This is a genomic window from Pseudomonas sp. P135 (genome assembly GCF_020312125.1).
Taxonomy (GTDB): Bacteria; Pseudomonadota; Gammaproteobacteria; order Pseudomonadales; family Pseudomonadaceae; genus Aquipseudomonas; species Aquipseudomonas fragariae.
Window position 1 is genome coordinate 1 of the sequence record NZ_JAGPYR010000031.1, and the last position, 16,632, is coordinate 16,632.

At 59.9% G+C, this 16,632-nt stretch carries 15 protein-coding genes; 10 read left to right on the forward strand and 5 right to left on the reverse strand.

From position 1 onward, the window contains the following. Nucleotides 1-152: transposase (locus KBY08_RS25500; protein ID WP_225651308.1), on the reverse strand; the 152-nt coding region annotated here is incomplete at its 3' end. A 288-nt stretch (nucleotides 153-440) separates the two neighbouring features. Between KBY08_RS25500 and KBY08_RS25505 the strand changes: the two genes are divergently transcribed. Beyond that, nucleotides 441-686 carry a GlsB/YeaQ/YmgE family stress response membrane protein gene (locus KBY08_RS25505; RefSeq protein WP_003401269.1) on the forward strand — a complete coding sequence of 82 codons (246 nt, stop codon included), beginning with the start codon at nucleotides 441-443 and terminating at the stop codon, nucleotides 684-686. An 83-nt stretch (nucleotides 687-769) separates the two neighbouring features. Beyond that, nucleotides 770-1,312 carry a DUF3299 domain-containing protein gene (locus KBY08_RS25510; RefSeq protein WP_003401267.1) on the forward strand — a complete coding sequence of 181 codons (543 nt, stop codon included), beginning with the start codon at nucleotides 770-772 and terminating at the stop codon, nucleotides 1,310-1,312. 24 nt (nucleotides 1,313-1,336) lie between these two features. Here KBY08_RS25510 and KBY08_RS25515 read toward each other — a convergent pair whose 3' ends face one another. Beyond that, entirely contained in the window at nucleotides 1,337-2,248 is a 912-nt protein-coding gene (locus KBY08_RS25515) for a D-hexose-6-phosphate mutarotase (protein ID WP_111522789.1), read from the reverse strand. Nucleotides 2,249-2,339: 91 nt separating this feature from the next. Continuing rightward, entirely contained in the window at nucleotides 2,340-2,741 is a 402-nt protein-coding gene (locus KBY08_RS25520; protein ID WP_003316086.1) for an acyl-CoA thioesterase, read from the reverse strand. 430 nt (nucleotides 2,742-3,171) lie between these two features. Here KBY08_RS25520 and KBY08_RS25525 point away from each other — a divergent pair, with 430 nt between their 5' ends. The 8 genes from KBY08_RS25525 (at nucleotide 3,172) to KBY08_RS25560 (ending at nucleotide 13,655) form a co-directional block, all read left to right on the forward strand. Continuing rightward, entirely contained in the window at nucleotides 3,172-4,461 is a 1,290-nt protein-coding gene (locus KBY08_RS25525; RefSeq protein WP_011269391.1) for an MFS transporter, read from the forward strand. Between the two features lie 166 nt (nucleotides 4,462-4,627). After that, nucleotides 4,628-5,626 (forward strand): phosphate ABC transporter substrate-binding protein PstS, encoded by a 999-nt coding sequence (locus KBY08_RS25530; protein WP_024639001.1) that lies wholly within the window; start codon nucleotides 4,628-4,630, stop codon nucleotides 5,624-5,626. A 143-nt stretch (nucleotides 5,627-5,769) separates the two neighbouring features. After that, a complete protein-coding gene (locus tag KBY08_RS25535) occupies nucleotides 5,770-8,055 on the forward strand; it encodes an ABC transporter permease subunit (RefSeq protein WP_225650678.1) in 2,286 nt (761 codons plus the stop codon). A gap of 69 nt (nucleotides 8,056-8,124) precedes the next feature. Next, on the forward strand, nucleotides 8,125-9,741 hold the full coding sequence (gene pstA / locus KBY08_RS25540; RefSeq protein ID WP_201279945.1) for a phosphate ABC transporter permease PstA: 1,617 nt from the start codon (nucleotides 8,125-8,127) through the stop codon (nucleotides 9,739-9,741). A gap of 66 nt (nucleotides 9,742-9,807) precedes the next feature. After that, nucleotides 9,808-10,641: a phosphate ABC transporter ATP-binding protein PstB gene (gene pstB, locus KBY08_RS25545; RefSeq protein ID WP_003401255.1), complete on the forward strand. Its 834-nt coding sequence runs from the start codon at nucleotides 9,808-9,810 to the stop codon at nucleotides 10,639-10,641. 70 nt (nucleotides 10,642-10,711) lie between these two features. Further along, nucleotides 10,712-11,473, forward strand: a complete 762-nt coding sequence (phoU, locus tag KBY08_RS25550; protein ID WP_003401254.1) for a phosphate signaling complex protein PhoU — start codon at nucleotides 10,712-10,714, stop codon at nucleotides 11,471-11,473. A 204-nt stretch (nucleotides 11,474-11,677) separates the two neighbouring features. Continuing rightward, entirely contained in the window at nucleotides 11,678-12,562 is an 885-nt protein-coding gene (locus KBY08_RS25555; protein ID WP_003401252.1) for a response regulator, read from the forward strand. A 190-nt stretch (nucleotides 12,563-12,752) separates the two neighbouring features. Continuing rightward, a complete protein-coding gene (locus KBY08_RS25560) occupies nucleotides 12,753-13,655 on the forward strand; it encodes a peptidoglycan DD-metalloendopeptidase family protein (protein WP_011269387.1) in 903 nt (300 codons plus the stop codon). Nucleotides 13,656-13,825: 170 nt separating this feature from the next. Here KBY08_RS25560 and KBY08_RS25565 read toward each other — a convergent pair whose 3' ends face one another. Together KBY08_RS25565 and phoR are read right to left on the reverse strand one after the other, a co-directional pair. Continuing rightward, entirely contained in the window at nucleotides 13,826-15,166 is a 1,341-nt protein-coding gene (locus tag KBY08_RS25565; protein ID WP_003367992.1) for a hemolysin family protein, read from the reverse strand. 99 nt (nucleotides 15,167-15,265) lie between these two features. Continuing rightward, the gene (gene phoR, locus KBY08_RS25570; RefSeq protein ID WP_011269386.1) at nucleotides 15,266-16,588 is read right to left on the reverse strand and encodes a phosphate regulon sensor histidine kinase PhoR; all 1,323 of its coding nucleotides are present in this window, start codon (nucleotides 16,586-16,588) and stop codon (nucleotides 15,266-15,268) included. Nucleotides 16,589-16,632: the final 44 nt, after the last annotated feature.

Consider the following 16,632-nt stretch of genomic DNA (forward strand, 5'->3'; position numbering starts at 1 on the left):
CCTGTGTGCCCATGGCTCTTGTAATTGGCGACCCAGCGTCGAAGCAGGCTGAAATCGATCGAGAACTGACTGGCCACCTTACGAAAGCCGGTGTTGCCTTCAAGGTACGCTTTGACGACGGTGAGTTTGAATTGCTCTGAATACTTGGCCATTTGAACACCCCCATTAGGTCGGATTGGTGTCCAACTTCTTGGGGGCAGTCCACAGAGCGTGCGGAACGAGCGTTTTGAACTGTCGTGCCTATGCTTCTGCGTTGCAGCGCCGTTCGAGACGCCTGGCCTCAGCTCAGGTCGGTTCAGCCCCGTCATTCATGAAGAATTCTCCACCTCGACTCAAACTCGCCATCGCGCCGGAACCATTCCCTGTCGCTGTTCTCAGATAGCAGTAGGTCGGGGCTGCTATTAGCCCGGGCATATTCACTTAATACAGAGGGAAATGGCATGGGTATCATTGGAACCATCTTTATCGGCCTGATCGTTGGTCTGTTGGCTCGCTTTCTGAAGCCGGGCGACGACAGCATGGGCTGGATCATGACCATCGTGCTGGGTATCGCCGGTTCGCTTGCAGCCACTTACGGTGGTCAGGCGCTGGGTATCTATCAGGCAGGCGAGGGTGCAGGTTTCCTTGGCGCGCTGGTAGGTGCAATCATCCTGCTGGTTATCTACGGCATGATCAGAAAGAAATAACGCTTATGCGTCAGCCCTCTGTTTTACAGTGCGCAGAGGGCTAGAATGCTCGGCAACTTTCCACCCCTTTGCCGAGCTTTATCATGCGTCGCTTCCTGTTGATGACTCTTCTGCTGTTATCCGCGCTCTCCGGTCCCGCACTCGCCCAGTTGCCGGAAACCGACTGGCTTGAGCTGATGCCCAAGTCCGATCAAAAAGCCCTCGAAGCCATGCCCGAGATTGACCACAATTCTCCGGAAGCCATGGGCACGTTCGACAGCAAGGGTGGGCTGAAGCAGAGCAAGGGTCTGCCAGCGGTCATGTATTCGACCAAAACCGTCCCGGCAATGAATGGCAAAACGATTCGTCTCGGCGGCTACCCTGTGCCTCTCGAAACCGATGCCAAGGGCCGCAGTACGCTGTTCTTCATCGTGCCTTACCCAGGCGCCTGCATCCACGTTCCGCCACCGCCGCCCAACCAGCTGGTGCTGGTGCGTTACCCCAAGGGTCTGAAACTGGATGATATCTACACACCACTGTGGGTAGAAGGCACCCTGAAAATCGAGAAGGTCAGTAACGACCTTGCCGATGCGGCGTATGCGATGGATGCATCAAAGGTCCGTGTGGTGGTTGAGTCGGACCTTTGATGGGCTTGATCGATTACTGATCGATCAGAGCGCCTCGCTCCAGATACTCACACCCAGCACATGCATCTGGTCCGGTGCCAGCGTGACCACGTCGTCCAGCACGTTGGCGGTTTCGACGCAAACCATGCGCTGCCAGCCGTCTGCTGCCATGTCGGTGAACTTGCCGGTCTTTTCGATCCACGGGTTCCACAGGATGGCTGAGTTCGAGCCCGTGCTGCGGATGTGGATGCGTCGCTGCCACTCGGGGTCAACGATGCTGAGCACGCCCGGCGTGTCCTTGTAGATGCGGTCGGTTTCGCCTGTGAAGGTCAGGTCGCCGCCCTGCTCGCGTTCTTCCCAGTTTGCCAGGGTTTCGATGTAACGCAGGCCGTCGAGCCCTTCGACGCTGACCTGACGTACGTCGCTGACGGCGAAATAGGTGTGCAGCGCCTGGCTGATCACTACTGGCTCAGTGCCGCAGTTGTAGCTGACCAGACTGACATTCAGTGCGTGGTCCAGACGAATGCTCAGTTTCAGGGCGACGTTGTGCGGCCAGCCAGGCAAGTGGCCTTCGGCTTCGGGAAGCACGAACTCCACCAGCAGTGCGTCGCCATCTGCGCCAATACCCAGCAACTGCCAGTCCAGCGCCCGTACTTCGCCATGCGCCTTGGCAGGTTCGCTGCTGTCGCGCATGGCCTGCACGCTTTGCGGGTTGCGCTCCAGGTTACCGAACCACGGCCAGCAGATCGGCATGCCGGCACGAATGGGTTTGCCGCGTTTGAAAACCGCCTCTTCGTTCAGCCACACCAGCGGCTGCTGCCCGGCCACTTGATAGCTGAGGATGTGTGCGCCTTGTTGCGCAACCAGCAGCTCTGCTTCGCCGTGGCAAATACGCCAGCAGTTCAGCTCATCGTAAAGGATGGATTCAACGGTGGGTTCAACCGGGGATGTTGGCATGCAAAGTTCTCACTCAATGACCGTGACGAAAATAGACCGCTTCACGCTCGGTGAGTTTACCCGTGCAGCCAATCCATGACCGAACGACAATTTACCGTCGCGCAGGAACCGAGCGCGTCCGGCCGCTGGCATCTATGGCCACGAACACGAACGCAGCCTCGGTGACCTTGCGCCATTCGCTGGTGAGCGGGTCGTCGCTCCACACTTCGACCATCATCTTGATCGAGGTGCGTCCGACTTCGAGGGTGCGGGTGTAGAAGGAAAGCTGTTCGCCGACTGCGACCGGGACCAGAAACGCCATGCGATCGATGGCGACGGTCGCCACACGGCCACCCGCCACTTTACTGGCCATCGCTGTGCCTGCCAGGTCCATCTGGGACACCAGCCAGCCGCCAAAGATGTCGCCAAAGCCATTGGTTTCGCGGGGAAGGGCGGTGATTTGCAGTGCAAGGTCGCCTTGCGGGGTTGGGTCTTCTTGTTCGAGCTCGATCATGCCTAGGGTGCCTCTGACCCATGACTCTCATTATTGTATGTCGCGGTTAACAGGTGCCATTCAAAACCATGAGCATGAACATTATGTGTTCAGCGCCGGTGTGGCCCAAAGGGAAACTCTGCGAAACCCGCTGATTCAGACGTTTTCGCACAGCTTCCCAAGGCTGTTGACGACTTGCGAGTATATCGGGCGTTGCGTCATAGAACGACCGTGGGTCTTCATTTTGTGTCAGTGGCAGTTCTGCCATGTGTTTTTTGTAGCAATTTGCTATCTTGCTGGACCTCTACAGGTGACAAGACTGCCTGTACACGCAATTTTGGTGCCTATCTGCACCGTTGCTCCCGACAATCGCTTCTGCACGGCACCCCGCAGCAGCCAGCGTTGCTGTCGCTCGCCCCTTTTCAAAGAACACGTAAAGAGAAGCCTTGTCATGTCATCTGTTCCTCCAAGTTCCACGCAGCCTGCGCGGCCTCTGACTCGCAGCGATTACAAAACCCTGTCGCTGTCGGCTCTGGGTGGTGCGCTGGAGTTCTACGACTTCATCATTTTCGTGTTTTTCGCGGCGGTGGTCGGCAAACTGTTTTTCCCGGTGGACATGCCCGACTGGCTGCGCATGATGCAGACGTTCGGCATTTTCGCCGCCGGTTATCTGGCGAGGCCTCTGGGCGGCATTATCATGGCGCACTTCGGCGATCTGCTGGGGCGCAAGAAAATGTTCACGCTGAGCATTTTCATGATGGCGGTGCCGACCCTGATCATGGGTCTGCTACCGACCTACGCACAGATCGGCATGTGGGCGCCGATTCTGCTGCTGTTGATGCGCGTCATTCAAGGTGCCGCCATTGGCGGTGAAGTGCCGGGCGCCTGGGTGTTCGTGTCCGAGCATGTGCCTGCACGTCGTGTCGGCTATGCCTGCGGCACCCTGACCGCCGGCCTGACAGCGGGCATCCTGCTGGGCTCGCTGGTCGCCACGGCGATCAACAGCATCTACACCCCGGTCGAGGTATCGGATTACGCATGGCGTATCCCTTTCCTGCTGGGTGGCGTGTTCGGCCTGATGTCGGTCTATCTGCGCCGCCTGCTGCATGAAACGCCGGTCTTCGCCGAGCTGCAACTGCGCAAGGCACTGGCCGAGGAAGTGCCGCTCAAGGCGGTGCTGCGCGATCATCGTGGCGCCGTTGCGCTGTCGATGCTGATGACCTGGTTGCTGTCTGCCGGGATCATCGTGGTGATCCTGATGACGCCGACCATCCTGCAGACCATTTATGGCTTTCCGGCTGCTACGGCGCTGAAAGCCAACAGCCTGGCCATTGTCTTCCTGAGCGTGGGCTGCATCGCGGCAGGTGCACTGGCGGATCGCTTCGGCGCAGGCTGGGTGTTTCTGCTGGGCAGCGCAGGTCTGCTGATCAGTTCCTGGACGTTCTATCACATCCTCGGCAGCCATCCGGAAGTGCTGTTCCCGCTGTATGCGGTGACGGGCCTGTTCGTCGGTACGATCGGCGCAGTTCCCTACGTCATGGTCAAGGCATTCCCGCCCGTGGTGCGCTTCTCGGGGCTGTCGTTCTCCTACAACCTGGCGTATGCGATCTTCGGCGGTCTGACGCCGATGGTCGTGACCTTCATGCTCAAGAGCAGTCCGATGGGGCCGGCGTGGTACGTCGCGATCCTCTGCGGCCTGGGCATGGCCATCGGTGCGTTCTTGCTGAGCCGAAAGCGTTGATCATCGCCCACTGTTGAATCGCTCTGGCACCGCTACAGCCAAAGGCTATCTACCTGCACAGGTCGATAGCCTTTTCATCTTATTGTCATAATCAATTCATAGAGTAGTCACAAGACTGGCCAAAAAAGGCTCGTCGACACCGACACACCCTGCCAGGAGCGCAAGGATGACACTCAAGCGTTTGATGACTGCACTGACCCTGGTTGCCGCCGGAGTGACGGCAGCCAATACGCTGGCTGCGGTCGACCCTGCCATCAAGGCCTATACCAAGACCTCCGGTGTGTCGGGCAATCTCTCCAGTGTCGGCTCCGATACCCTGGCAAATCTGATGACATTGTGGGCCGAGGCCTACAAGAAAGAATACCCGAGCGTGAACATCCAGATCCAGGCGGCCGGCTCCTCCACGGCGCCACCCGCGCTGACCGAGGGCACGGCCAATCTGGGCCCGATGAGCCGCAAGATGAAAGACGGCGAGTTGTCGGCTTTCGAGCAGAAACATGGCTACAAGCCGACCGCGATTCCGGTCGCGGTGGACGCCCTGGCGGTTTTCGTGCACAAGGACAACCCGATCAAGGGCCTGACCCTGCAGCAAGTGGACGCGATCTTTTCCGCGACCCGCCTGTGCGGTGCCAGGGCAGATGCGAAAACCTGGGGTGATGTCGGTGTGACCGGCGATCTGGCAGGCAAACCGATCCAGTTGTTCGGTCGTAACTCGGTGTCGGGCACTTACGGTTACTTCAAGGAAGAAGCCCTGTGCAAAGGCGACTTCAAGGCCAACGTCAACGAGCAGCCCGGCTCTGCTTCGGTAGTCAGCGCGATCAGCAATTCGCGTAACGGCATCGGTTACTCGGGGATCGGTTACAAGACATCCAACGTCAGGGCTGTTGCGCTGGCGAAGAAGGAAGGGGGCGAGTTTGTCGAAGACAGCGAAGCCAATACCCTGAACGGCAGTTATCCACTGTCGCGCTTTCTTTATGTGTATGTGAACAAGGCGCCGAATCAGCCCTTGGCGCCGCTGGAAGCCGAGTTCGTGAAACTGGTGCTGTCGAGACAGGGCCAGGAAGTGGTGATGAAGGACGGTTACATCCCGCTGCCTGCGCGTGTCGTGGAAAAGACGCTGGCCGATCTTGGCCTGCAGGGCGCGAGCGGCGTGGCGTTAAAGTAATCGCGTACGCGTTGGGGCGAGGCTCGATGGACTGGCCTGCACACAAAATTGAACAGTCCGCCGCCGGTTGCGCAGGCAGCGGGCTTTCTTGTGTCACCTTGCTGTAATGTTTCTGTCATACAAGGCGTCTACGGTGTGTGCGCATGAATGAGCTGTTCAAATCGACGATGGACCAGATTTCGCCTCCAGAGCGTATTGATTTCAATACGCCAGCGATGGTGCGAAAGCGTCGTGTCCGTGCGTTGAAGGATCGTCTCACTCATTGGTACGTCGCCATTGGTGGCCTTGCCGTGCTGGCGGCCATCACGCTGATCTTCTTCTACCTTGCCTATGTCGTTGCGCCGCTTTTCAAAGGCGCCAGCCTGACCGCCGAGCCTGCGCTGAATGCCGCCTGGCTGCAGGACGCTGGTGCGCCGCTGATGATCACCATCGAAGAGCAGAACCAGATCGGCATGCGCATTTCCGACAAGGGCGAAGTGGTCTTTTTCAACCTCGAGGACGGCGCAGAGCTGCAGCGCATTGCCTTGCCGCTTCCCGCGGGCGTGTCCGTCGCGTCCATCGGCAAGGACCAGCCCGGCGCGCCATTGATAGCCCTGGGCTTGTCCAACGGTCAGGTGCTGGTGTTCAGGCACTCGTACCTGACGACCTACCCGAACGATCAGAAAACCATCACCCCGAGCGTGGCCTGGCCCTACGGCGAAGCGCCCCTGGTACTGGATGAGGCCGGGCGTGCGGTCGAGCATGTCACCGTCAGCTCCGATGGCGACAGCCTGAAGCTGGCAGGGGCGACCGGCACTCAGTTGCATGTCGTCTCGCTCGAACAGAAAGAAAACATGATGACCGGCGAGATGACCCGCGAGCAGACGCGCATCGAATTGCCGCAGATGTCTGCTGTAGTCAAGGCGATCTACATCGACCCGCGCCAGCAATGGTTGTATGTCATCAACGGGCGCGCGCAGGCGGATGTGTTCAGCCTGCGCGATCGCAGCCTCAATGGCCGCTATAAATTGCTGGAAGACGGCAACGCCGAGATCACGGCGAGCGCTCAACTGGTCGGCGGCATTTCGCTGATCATCGGCAACTCCAAGGGCAGCCTGTCCCAGTGGTTCATGGCCCGTGGCACCGACGGTGAGCAGCGCCTGATGCGCATCCGCGATTTCGGCCTGGGCAGCGCACCTATCGCGCAGATCAAGGCCGAGCAGCGCCGCAAGGGCTTCATCGCTCTGGATACTTCCGGCAAGCTGGGCGTATTCCACAGCACTGCGCACCGCACCCTGTTGATCGACCAGGTTGCCGAGGGGCCCGGCATTCTGGCGTTGTCGCCGCGCGCCAACCGGATTCTGATCGAGAGCGCTGGCAAGCTGCTGCCGCTGACGCTGGACAACCCACACCCGGAAGTCTCCTGGAGTTCGCTGTGGGGCAAGGTCTGGTACGAGAATTACGATGAGCCCAAGTACATCTGGCAGTCCACGGCCTCCAACTCCGACTTCGAGCCCAAGCTGAGCCTGGCACCGTTGACCTACGGCACGCTGAAAGCGGCGTTCTACGCCATGTTGCTGGCCGCGCCGCTGGCCGTGGCTGCGGCGATCTATACCGCCTACTTCATGGCCCCGGGCATGCGCCGCAAGGTCAAGCCGGTGATCGAATTGATGGAAGCGATGCCGACGGTGATTCTCGGCTTTTTTGCCGGATTGTTTCTGGCCCCGTATCTGGAAGGGCATCTGCCCGGCATTTTCAGTGTGCTGCTGCTCACGCCGATCGGCATTTTGCTGGCGGGCTTTTTCTGGACCCGCGTGCCTGATTCGCTTCGCCTGCGTATTCCCGATGGCTGGGAAAGCGCGATCCTGATTCCTGTCGTGCTGTTGGTGGGCTGGTTCTCGTTGAGCATGAGCCCGCACCTGGAGAGCTGGTTCTTCGCCGGGGACATGAGCACCTGGATTCGCGACCACCTGGGTATCACCTACGATCAGCGCAATGCGCTAGTGGTCGGTATCGCCATGGGGTTCGCAGTGATCCCCAACATTTATTCGATTGCCGAAGATGCCGTGTTCAGCGTGCCGCGCAGCCTGACGCTGGGTTCGCTGGCACTGGGCGCAACGCCGTGGCAGACCCTGACGCGGGTGGTGATCCTGACCGCCAGCCCTGGCATCTTTTCCGCCTTGATGATCGGCATGGGCCGGGCCGTGGGGGAAACCATGATTGTGCTGATGGCGACCGGCAATACGCCGATCATGGACATGAACCTGTTTGAAGGCATGCGTACGCTGGCGGCGAATGTCGCGGTGGAGATGCCGGAGTCGGAAGTGGGCGGCAGCCATTATCGGGTGCTGTTTCTGGCGGCGTTGGTGCTGTTGATGTTCACCTTCGTGATGAACACCCTCGCAGAGCTGATTCGTCAGCGTCTGCGCAAGCAATACTCGTCGCTGTAAGGAAGGTAAGCATTGGTGAAGCGGAACTCCCTCAGGAACTGGTTCAAAAGTGGCGCCCCCGGCGTCTGGATGAGTGCGGGTGCCGTATCCATCGCTGTGATCATGACCATCGGCCTGTTGGCGGTGATCGCCGTGCGCGGCCTTGGGCATTTCTGGCCCGCCGATCTGGTGAGCGCGCAGTACGCGGTACCCAATCAGGAATCGAGTGTTCTGGTCGGTGAACGGGTCGAGCAGGAGCAGGTGCCTCGTGCGCGCCTGAAAAGCGCGGGCCTGCCGGTGCCTGATCAGGGGCCGGAGTTCATGACCCGTGAGCTGTTCAAGGTCGGCAATCGGGATATCAACCCCAGTGACTTCAACTGGGTGGTAGGCGAATGGCTGACCGGGCAGAGCCGGCCTGCAGACCTGATGACGCTGGAGCGTCGCGAGTGGGGCAATTTCTACGGCTATCTGGTCAACGTCAAGGAGGGCGGACGCATCGTGGCCGAAGGCGAGGCGGCCTGGCCGGTCCTGCAAGAGCGCATCAAACGCGTCGAAAAGCTGGCTGACGAACTCTATACCCTGGAAAAGAAAGACATTGGTGCCATCAATCACAGCATCGAGCGCCTGCGTCTGCAGACCCGCAAGCTGGAGCTCGATGGCCGGCTGGATGCCGCCGCGCAAGCGGACATGGCCGCCGAGCGTGCCGAGCTGGATGCGCGTTACAAGGTGATCGAGGCGCGTCTTGACGGGCTGCACCAGGCCTTTGATCGCGACAGCCTGACCGCGCGTGATGGCAGCGGCAAAGAGATCGAACTCAGCCTGGGCAAAGTGGTGCGTGCCTATCAGCCCAATGCGATGGGCACGGTGACCAAGCTCGGCTTCTACTTCGAGAAGCTGTGGGAGTTTCTCAGTGCCGATCCACGCGAAGCCAACACCGAAGGCGGTATCTTCCCGGCGATCTTCGGCACGGTGATGATGACCCTGATCATGGCCGTGATCGTCACGCCGTTCGGTGTGCTGGCGGCGGTCTACCTGCGTGAGTACGCGCGTCAGGGGCCGGTGACCCGGTTGATTCGCATCGCGGTGAACAACCTCGCCGGTGTGCCTGCGATTGTCTACGGCGTGTTCGGCCTGGGCTTTTTCGTCTATGTACTGGGCGGTTCGGTGGATCGGCTGTTCTTTCCTGAAGCGCTGCCGGCTCCGACGTTCGGCACGCCTGGCCTGTTATGGGCCTCGCTGACCCTGGCACTGCTCGCCGTGCCGGTGGTGATTGTGGCAACCGAAGAAGGGCTGGCGCGCATTCCGCTGACCCTGCGTGAAGGTTCGCTGGCACTGGGTGCAACCAAGGCCGAGACGCTGTGGAAGATCGTACTGCCGATGGCTAGCCCGGCAATGATGACCGGGCTGATTCTCGCGGTGGCGCGTGCCGCCGGGGAAGTTGCGCCCTTGATGCTGGTGGGCGTCGTCAAGCTGGCGCCGTCACTGCCGCTGGACGGCAACTATCCTTATCTGCACCTCGATCAGAAGATCATGCACCTGGGTTTCCATATTTACGACGTCGGCTTCCAGAGCCCCAACGTCGAGGCAGCCCGCCCGCTGGTCTATGCCACCGCACTGCTGCTGGTACTGGTCATCGCCTTGCTCAATCTGTCGGCGGTGAGCATCCGTAACCATTTGCGGGAAAAGTACAAGGCGCTCGACAATTGATTCCGAATTCGCCCTTTGGCAAACGCGGCCGTTCGATGACGCGAACTGTTCGCACAGGAGCAATCCATGCAGCATGAAAGCCCGACGAGTGGCATGAACATGTCGGCCCTGAGGCGGCACAAGCAACGCCTGGATCTGGCCGACGAGAGCGTGGCCATCGAAGTGCCAGGCCTGAATCTGTTCTATGGCGACAAGCAGGCGCTGTTCGATATTGCCCTGAATATCCCGAAGCAGAAGGTGACCTCGTTCATCGGCCCTTCCGGGTGCGGCAAGTCGACGTTGTTGCGCTGCTTCAACCGCATGAACGACCTGGTCGATGGTTGCCGTGTCGAGGGCGCGATCAACCTGTACGGGCACAACATCTACACCAAGGGCGAGGAAGTCGCCGAGTTGCGTCGACGCGTCGGCATGGTGTTTCAGAAGCCCAATCCGTTCCCCAAGACGATTTATGAAAACGTGGTCTACGGGCTGCGCATTCAGGGGATCAACAAGAAGCGCGTGCTCGATGAAGCTGTCGAGTGGGCGCTGAAAGCCGCTGCGCTCTGGGATGAAGTCAAGGATCGACTGCATGAGTCGGCATTGGGTTTGTCCGGGGGGCAGCAGCAGCGTCTGGTCATTGCCCGAACGATCGCCGTGGAGCCGGAAGTCCTGCTGCTCGACGAACCCTGTTCGGCACTTGATCCGATTTCGACTCTCAAGGTCGAAGAACTGATCTACGAACTGAAATCGAAATACACCATTGTGATCGTTACCCACAACATGCAGCAGGCGGCTCGGGTGTCGGATTACACCGCGTTTATGTACATGGGCAAGCTTGTCGAGTTCGGTGATACGGATACCTTGTTCACCAACCCGGCAAAAAAACAGACAGAAGACTACATCACCGGTCGTTACGGGTAGTACGTGCTTCGTCAGCCCTGAACCACCGCTGCGTTTTCGCAATTAACCGGACGTTCCAAGGACACCCAGCATGATCCACAAAGACAGCCATACGCATCACATTTCCCAACAGTTCAACGCTGAACTCGAAGATGTTCGCAGCCATTTGCTCGAAATGGGTGGCCTGGTCGAGAAGCAGGTGAACGATTCGGTCACGGCGTTGATCGAGGCCGACTCCGGTCTTGCCCAGCGTGTTCGCGAGGTCGACGACCGGATCAATCAGATGGAACGCAGCATCGACGAAGAGTGCCTGCGCATTCTGGCTCGTCGCCAGCCTGCGGCGTCCGACCTGCGCCTGATCATCAGCATTTCCAAGTCGGTGATCGACCTGGAGCGCATTGGTGATGAAGCCACCAAGATCGCACGCCGTGCCATCAAGCTTTGCGAAGAGGGCGAGGCGCCGCGTGGTTACGTCGAGGTGCGTCACATCGGCGATCAGGTGCGCAACATGGTGCGCGATGCGCTGGACTCGTTCGCCCGCTTCGACGCCGAGCTGGCCCTGTCGGTTGCGCAGTACGACAAGACCATCGACCGCGAGTACAAGACGGCTCTGCGCGAGCTGGCGACCTACATGATGGAAGATCCACGCTCGATCTCCCGGGTACTGGACATCATCTGGGTGCTGCGCTCTCTGGAGCGAATTGGCGACCATGCACGCAACATTTCCGAACTGGTGATCTACCTGGTGCGCGGGACCGACGTGCGGCACATGGGTCTCAAGCGCATGAAGGAAGAAGTGCAGGGTATATCGAGCGAAACCGCTAATGTTCCGGGCGACGCTGACGATAAGTAAGATTGCCTGCGAGAAAAACGCCCAGCACGCGCTGGGCGTTTTTCGTTGTGCAGATCAGTATTTCCCGTCGCCAGCGGATTAAATGCCGCGGCGCAGTCAATCAATATGGCAGTTGGCTATCAGTCAACGCTATGCTTGCCGAAACAAAGGGCGTGTTGGCATACCGCAGTTCGCCTCCAGGTGAACACGCCCGCAGGAGCGTCGATGAGTAAGGTCAGTGTATTGGTGGTGGATGACGCGACTTTCATTCGCGACTTGGTCAAGAAAGGGCTGCGCAATTATTTTCCCGGGATTCATACCGAGGACGCGGTCAATGGTCGCAAGGCTCAGACGTTGCTGGGCAAAGAGGCGTTCGATCTGATCCTGTGCGACTGGGAAATGCCAGAAATGTCCGGCCTTGAGCTGTTGACATGGTGCCGCCAGCAAGACAATTACCTGAGAACCGTTCCGTTCATCATGGTGACCAGCCGTGGTGACAAGGAAAACGTCGTGCAGGCCATTCAGGCTGGAGTGACCGATTTTGTCGGCAAGCCGTTCACCAATGAACAGTTGCTGACCAAGGTCAAGAAAGCGCTGGCAAAAGTCGGCAAGCTTGACGCTGTCATGTCCACAGCCCCGGCACGCATGAACTCGCCGCTCAATGACTCGCTGAGTGCATTGACCGGTGGCAAGGCCGAAGTGGTTCGTAGCGCGCCTGCTGCTGCCGCAGCTCCCAAGCCAGCACCTGCACCCGCCAGATCGGCAGAGCCGACCGGTCGCGGACAGGGCCAGTTGCGTCTGCCCAACGGCATTCAGTCGTGCGTGATCAAGGCCCTCACCCTGAAAGACGCCACGCTGGTGATTCGCGTCAGCGAAAACCTGCCGCAGGTACTCGACAGCGCGGTGCTGGACCTTGAGCAGGGCGAGAGCAACGAAGTCGCGCGCCTGAATGGCTACCTGCACTCGGTTGCCGCGTTCGAGCAGAAGCCCGACAGCGAATGGCTGCAGGTGTCTTTCCGTTTCGTCGACCAGGATGCGCAGAAGCTCGACTATCTGTCGCGTCTGATTGCCCGCGGTACGGCGCAGAAGCACTTTATCCCGGGTGCCTGACATCCACCTCTGAGCTGAACGGCGTGCCCACGCTGCGTCAGCCTTGCGCGGTGTTACACAACACCGCGTACCGGCGCTCTGGCGTGCCTTCCTTGACGCTTCATTCATGTCCGATTGATACCCTTGCGTCCTCTTCTGCCTGCAAGGCTGCTAGGCTTGGCACCCAGTGCCCTTGAACCCGACCATCCCGATGCTTGAACGCCTGCTTATCCTGTTTGCCCTGACGTTGACTGTGCAGTCGGCCGGGGCGGTCACGATTTATAAATTCACCGATGCCAATGGCGTGGTGTCCTTCTCGGACCGGCCGACGCCCGGCGCATCGGTCATGGTGTTTCGGGACCGCATGGTCGAGCGTATCGACGGCCAGGTGCACTTGAGTGTCAGACGTGAAAAGGGCGTACACAGTCTGTACGTGCGCAATGATCTGTATGCCCCGGTCGAGGTCGAACTCAAGCTTTCCAGTGTGACCAACGTGCTGGGGGTCTCTGGCTCGTCGGCAACGCTGCGCCGCACGATCGCTGCGCGCAGCAACCAGCGCGTGGTGGTCTTGAGCCCCAAGGTGGGCAGCAAGCCGATGAACTACGCCTCGATGCTGACTTCAACTCTGGGAGACCCCAAAGGCTCGGTGCAGGCCTACAAATACCCGCTGCCGTGGATTGGCGGCCCGTTCCGCCTGACTCAGGGCCCGAATGGCAGGTACAGCCATTACGGCGTCAAGGGGCGCTATGCAATGGACATCGCCATGCCGGAGGGAACGCCGATCATTGCCGCGCGCGGCGGCACGGTGGTGAAGATCGAAAACAGCCAGTCAGGGCGGGGCTCGAATGCGTCAGGCAACTTTGTGCGCATCCTGCACGACGACGGCACCATGGGCGTCTACCTGCACCTGATGCGCGGCTCGGTGAGTGTCAGGGAAGGTCAGCGGGTGAGTGTCGGAACAGCGCTGGCACGGTCGGGCAACACCGGCAACAGCACCGGCCCGCACCTGCACTTTGTCGTGCAGCGCAACTCGGGCAATGAACTGGTCTCGATCCCCTACGAATTCGCCACACCGGTGCAGAGCCTGCCCAACTTCGCCGTCGGCGGGAATTGAGCAGGGGGCCATTCATAGCTCCCACGCCCTGCGTCCGATCCTGAACATGGGGCGCGGCACAGAGTTGTGACGCGGAGCGTCACGCAAGGCATTCCCACTGGAGCGTGAGGAACGATGGGCGTCCGGGAGAACACCCTGCGTCCGATGCTGAACAGGCGGCGCTGATCGGGTCAGTCCAGCTTCAGCACCTTGGCCAGGACGATTTTCGGGCCTTTCATCTTCTTGATGATGATGCGCAGGCCTTCGACTTCCAGCTGTTCCTCTTCTTCCGGCACGCGCTTGAGCGTGTCGTAGATCAGCCCCGCCAGTGTCTCGGCTTCGATGTGATCCAGGTCGACGCCCAGCAAGCGCTCGATCTTGAACAATGGCGTGTCACCGCGTACCAGCAGTTTGCCGGGCTGATAGGCGAGAATGCCGCGCTCTACCTTGCGGTGTTCGTCCTGGATGTCGCCCACCAGCACTTCGAGCACGTCTTCCATGGTCAGGTAGCCCACGATCTTGCCGTCGGCTTCTTCCACCACGGCGAAGTGCGCGCCACCCTTGCGGAACTGCTCGAGCAATTGCGACAGCGGCATGTGCCGGGAAACACGTTCCAGCGGGCGGGTCAGCTCGGCGAGGTTGAACGACTCCGGAATATGGTCCAGCGCTGCCAGTTCCAGCAGCAGGTCCTTGATGTGCAGCAGGCCGACGAACTCGCCACGTTCAGCGTCATACAGCGGATAACGGCTGAATTTGTGACGGCGGAACAAGGCAAGGATTTCCTTGAGCGGCGCATTGAAGTCCAGTGACACCATGTCTTCGCGGGAGTTGGCCCAGTCGACCACTTCCAGCTCGCCCATTTCCACCGCCGACGCCAGCACGCGCATGCCCTGATCGCTGGGGTCCTGGCCACGGCTGGAGTGCAGGATCAGTTTCAGTTCGTCGCGGCTGTAGCTGTGTTCATGGTGCGGGCCGGGCTCACCCTGGCCGGCGATGCGCAGAATGGCGTTGGCGCTGGCATTGAGGAGGTAGATGGCCGGGTACATCAACCAATAGAAGAAGTACAACGGCGCCGCTGTCCACAGCGACAGCAGCTCCGGCTTGCGGATCGCCCAGGATTTGGGGGCCAGCTCGCCGATCACGATGTGCAGATAGGAAATGATGAAGAAGGCGGTAAAGAACGACACGCCCTTGATCAATTCCGGAGTGTCCACGCCCATCGCCGCGAGCAACGGCTCCAGCAGGTGCGCGAAGGCCGGTTCACCGACCCAGCCCAGGCCCAGAGAGGCGAGGGTGATCCCCAGCTGGCAGGCCGAAAGGTAGGCGTCCAGCTGGCCATGGACCTTGCGCAGAATGTGCCCGCGCCAGCCGTTCTTGTCGGCAATGGCTTCAACCTTGGTCGAGCGCAGTTTGACCATGGCGAACTCTGCCGCAACGAAAAAGCCGTTGAGCAGGACCAGGAACAAAGCAAAAAGAATCATGCCGAAATCGGCGAAGAGTGAAGACAGGTTAAAACTAGGGGAAGGGTCCATGATTGGGTTTTGCAGGGTCCGTATTAACAGGAAGAGGGTCGTGTCACGCCAGAGAGGACGCTATGAACCCGGCAATGTAGCGGCTCGAAGCGGGATTGCCTAGTAGTCTGAATCGTCGCTCGCGGGTTTGGACAACTGAGCGCTGGCAAAGTGACAGGTAAAAACACTGCCCTTGCCGAGAACACTGTTGATCTCAAGGTTGCCGCGATGGCGCAGCAGCACATGTTTGACGATGGCCAGACCGAGCCCTGTACCGCCGGTATTGGACGCGCGGCTGGTATCGACCCGGTAGAAGCGCTCCGTCAGGCGCGGCAGGTGTTTGGTCTCGATGCCGATCCCTGAATCCTGCACGCTCAGGTGCGCGCCCCGTTCGTCGGCCCACCAGCGAATACGGATCACGCCCTCGGCCGGGGTGTATTTGACGGCATTGAAAATCAGGTTGGAAAACGCGCTGCGCAGTTCGCTTTCGCTGCCCTTGAGGCGCATGTCGCTTTCCAGGCTGAGGTGGATCTGCTGGTTCTTGCTGCCCGACAGCGCGTTGGCATCGGCGGTGATGGTCTTGAGCAAGGAATTGACGACCACCGGGTGGTTGTCCGAGGGGTAATCGGTGGCCTCGAGCTTGGCCAGCAACAGCAGGTCATTGAGCAGCGTCTGCATGCGCCCGCCTTGCTGATGCATCTGTTGCAGCGCACGGACCCAGCGTGGATTGACCTCGTCCACGTTATCGAGCAGCGTTTCCAGGTAGCCGAAGATCACCGTGAGCGGCGTGCGCAACTCGTGAGACACGTTGGCGACGAAGTCTTTGCGCATCTGCTCCAGCTGATGAATGCGCGTCACGTCGCGCACCAGCATCAGATGCTCATTGTTGCCATAACGGGTGATCAGCAACTGAATGCGCAGGCGATCGTTGGTCGGCGACGGGATTTCCAGCGGCTCGCTGTAGTCGCCCAGCGCAAAGTATTCCTTGAAACGTGGATGCCGCACCAGGTTGGTCACGGGCTGCCCGCTGTCCTGCGGCGTCTTCAGGCCCAGCAGGGTTTCAGCGGCACGGTTCCACCACTCCAGATTGCCGTCGCTGTCGAGCATGATCACCGCATCACGCAGCGCGGCGGTGGATTCCTGCACGCGGTCGATGACCGCCTGAAGGCGACCGCGGACGCGTTGATCACGACGTTGCAGGTGATAAATGCTATCGAAGACCTCGCCCCACAGACCGTAACCGTCCGGAGGCGGCTCGTCGGCCTTGTGGCTGCTCAGCCATTCATGCAGGCGCAACAGTTGCTTGAGGGTCCAGGCCAGATACAGCCCCAGCCCGGCGGCCAGGCTCCAGGCATATTGTCCACTGATCAGGCCGACCAACAGGCAGGCGGTGACCAGCAACAACATGTGGCGTATCAGAGTGCCGTGCCAATTTTGATTCAATTAGGGGTAAATCCTTGTCTGGTCTGCACCGGCCCTTGCCCTGC

Excerpts from the sequence above, each read along its gene's own strand:
- KBY08_RS25535 (WP_225650678.1), top strand. The coding sequence starts at position 5,770 with ATGAATGAGCTGTTCAAATCGACGATGGACCAGATTTCGCCTCCAGAG.
- KBY08_RS25510 (WP_003401267.1), top strand. The coding sequence starts at position 770 with ATGCGTCGCTTCCTGTTGATGACTCTTCTGCTGTTATCCGCGCTCTCC.
- KBY08_RS25515 (WP_111522789.1), bottom strand. The coding sequence starts at position 2,248 with ATGCCAACATCCCCGGTTGAACCCACCGTTGAATCCATCCTTTACGAT.
- KBY08_RS25560 (WP_011269387.1), top strand. The coding sequence starts at position 12,753 with ATGCTTGAACGCCTGCTTATCCTGTTTGCCCTGACGTTGACTGTGCAG.
- KBY08_RS25565 (WP_003367992.1), bottom strand. The coding sequence starts at position 15,166 with ATGGACCCTTCCCCTAGTTTTAACCTGTCTTCACTCTTCGCCGATTTC.
- KBY08_RS25530 (WP_024639001.1), top strand. The coding sequence starts at position 4,628 with ATGACACTCAAGCGTTTGATGACTGCACTGACCCTGGTTGCCGCCGGA.
- phoU (WP_003401254.1), top strand. The coding sequence starts at position 10,712 with ATGATCCACAAAGACAGCCATACGCATCACATTTCCCAACAGTTCAAC.
- KBY08_RS25520 (WP_003316086.1), bottom strand. The coding sequence starts at position 2,741 with ATGATCGAGCTCGAACAAGAAGACCCAACCCCGCAAGGCGACCTTGCA.
- pstA (WP_201279945.1), top strand. The coding sequence starts at position 8,125 with ATGAGTGCGGGTGCCGTATCCATCGCTGTGATCATGACCATCGGCCTG.
- KBY08_RS25525 (WP_011269391.1), top strand. The coding sequence starts at position 3,172 with ATGTCATCTGTTCCTCCAAGTTCCACGCAGCCTGCGCGGCCTCTGACT.
- KBY08_RS25555 (WP_003401252.1), top strand. The coding sequence starts at position 11,678 with ATGAGTAAGGTCAGTGTATTGGTGGTGGATGACGCGACTTTCATTCGC.
- KBY08_RS25505 (WP_003401269.1), top strand. The coding sequence starts at position 441 with ATGGGTATCATTGGAACCATCTTTATCGGCCTGATCGTTGGTCTGTTG.
- pstB (WP_003401255.1), top strand. The coding sequence starts at position 9,808 with ATGCAGCATGAAAGCCCGACGAGTGGCATGAACATGTCGGCCCTGAGG.